Annotated in this window: 2 protein-coding genes and 1 pseudogene; all 3 read left to right on the forward strand. The window is 63.2% G+C overall.

The window, feature by feature from the left end; all coding sequences use genetic code 11:
- Positions 1-810, forward strand: an 810-nt coding sequence (locus BGN97_RS09300; protein WP_292700441.1) for a PfkB family carbohydrate kinase, incomplete at its 5' end; no start/stop codon positions are given.
- Positions 807-1,421: a histidine phosphatase family protein gene (locus BGN97_RS09305; RefSeq protein ID WP_292700443.1), complete on the forward strand. Its 615-nt coding sequence runs from the start codon at positions 807-809 to the stop codon at positions 1,419-1,421. The genes BGN97_RS09300 and BGN97_RS09305, both read left to right, overlap by 4 nt.
- Positions 1,422-1,489: 68 nt before the next feature.
- Positions 1,490-1,688 (forward strand): annotated as a pseudogene (locus tag BGN97_RS09310) (hypothetical protein); the annotation flags it as partial.

Raw genomic sequence — 1,688 nt, forward strand, 5'->3', positions numbered from 1 at the left:
TTGGGCGGCGCAGGGAATACCGCCCTGAACGCTCACACCCTCGGCGCATCCGTTGCGCTGGCCACCTTCGTCGGCAACGACGAGGCAGGCCGTACGTGCGCTGCCTTGCTGGATGACAACCAGATCGGAAGTGCGCTGATCCTCGCACCGGAAAGCGTCACGACAGTAAAGACTCGATTCGTCGCAGCAGGACAGCAGATAATGCGGCTCGATATCGAATCCCCGCTCATATCCGATGCGTCTCACGATCGGCTTCTTGCAGCCGTTGCAGGAATGGTCGACACCATCGGCTGCATCGTGATCTCGGACTACCAGAAGGGCGCGATCGCCGGGGCGGTAGCACGGGGTGTGATCGATATCGCCCAGCACCTGGGAGTACCGGTGACGGTTGACAGCAAATGCCGGGACTTCACGATGTATCGTGGTGCGTCGGTGATCACCCCAAATCACCTTGAGGCCTCCAACGCAACAGGGGAGGCCGATCCTGAACGAGCGGCGAAGGTTCTCTCCGACGTGACGCAGGGGGAAGTGATCGTGACACTCGGCGCCGATGGCATGTTGGTGCACACCGGTGAACGGGTCGAGAGGATTCCCTCGCAGGTGCGCGAGGTGGCAGACGTCACCGGCGCAGGTGACACAGTGACCGCAGCTGTCGCCGTCGCACTCGCGGAGGGGGCGACCGCTGTCGAAGCCGCTCGATGGGCGACCGCTGCTGCAGCCGTCGCCGTTGAGCACCGGGGTACGTACGCCGTGAAACGCGAACAGGTGGAACAAGCGCTCACAGAGCGCGGGAGGGTCTTACCGCTGTGACCAGGATTCTCATCATCCGTCACGGTGAGACCTCATCGAGCCGTCTCGGTCAGTTCACAGGTCGAGAAGACGTGCAGCTGACAGAGAAGGGCCGGTCGCAGGCTCGGCAGTGGAGCGGACAACTCGGTGAGTTCGTCGCGGCCAGCGCGACCGAGGGTACCTTCTTCTCGTCGCCGCTTCACCGCTGTCGAGAGACCGCTCAGCTCGCGATCGGTAGCGAAGCGCGAAGCTGCGAGGATCTCATCGAGTGGGATCTCGGTACGCTCCACGGGGTCTCAGCCGATGACTTCCGCCGGGATCATCCGAACTGGAATCTTTTCAGCGACGGCCCTCCAGATGGATCTGGCGAGTCTCCGGTGGACATCCGGATGCGTGCTTCGAGAGTGCTGGAACGGTTGCGTGAGAGCCGAGGAGACGTCGTCCTGTTCACCCATGGCCAGTTCGCGAAGGTGCTCATCGCGTTCATGCTGGGCTTGCCGCAAGCGACCGCTTCAAGATTCGCCCTGGGGCCGGCACGCGGTGCCCTGGTGATGGAGCGAACTTCGGGCCTCAGCCTCGCTGGGTGGAACCTCGCGCCCAACGCAGACGGGCTCTGGAAGGCGTTGACCTGATGCTCAGTCAGAGCCGACTTCGATTGATCGACGCGATACGACTCACCGCCCCAAAGGCTCATTCGCATGTGTATGAGGACATCGCCCACTTGCGGGCGGAACTCGAACATCCGTTGCGCGTCGGCGTAGCGCGGATCGACGGGATCGGCGACTGGCTGCTGACGCTTCCTCTCGTGCTGGCATTGCAGGGATCCGACCACGTCGACTCGGTGACGCTGCTCTCCTCTCCTGTACACCGGCCCCTTCTCGCGAAGCGCGAAGGGGTCG

Source organism: Microbacterium sp. 69-10, assembly GCF_001897945.1.
Classification (GTDB): domain Bacteria; phylum Actinomycetota; class Actinomycetes; order Actinomycetales; family Microbacteriaceae; genus Microbacterium.